General features: G+C 80.1%; 1 pseudogene. It reads left to right on the top strand.

Features of this window, described 5'->3' with window-relative positions:
• Positions 1-176: 176 nt before the first annotated feature.
• Positions 177-302: pseudogene (locus JHD63_RS24435) on the top strand (RNA methyltransferase); the annotation flags it as partial.

Raw genomic sequence — 302 nt, 5'->3', positions numbered from 1 at the left:
CCCCCCCCCCCCCCCCCCCCCCCCCCCCCCCCCCCCCCCCCCCCCCCCCCCCCCCCCCCCCCCCCCCCCCCCCCCCCCCCCCCCCCCCCCCCCCCCCCCCCCCTTTTCAAGCAGAAGACGGCATCCGAGATTTCCTGTACGGTCTCGTGGGCTCGGAGATGTGTATAAGAGACAGCCTCTGCGCCACGGCCATGGTCCCGCGCGACTTCGGCCCGCCCACCCGCGCACCGCGCGAGCACCTGCCGGCCTTTGCCGCCGGCGCCGCGGCGGCGGGGGAGGCCGGCGTCGGCTTCCTGTTCGGC

The sequence above is a fragment of the Xylophilus sp. ASV27 genome (assembly GCF_016428875.1).
In the GTDB taxonomy this organism is placed as follows: domain Bacteria; phylum Pseudomonadota; class Gammaproteobacteria; order Burkholderiales; family Burkholderiaceae_C; genus Xylophilus.
The sequence above is the reverse complement of the archived record's forward strand: the minus strand, read 5'-3'. Positions and strand labels throughout refer to the sequence as shown.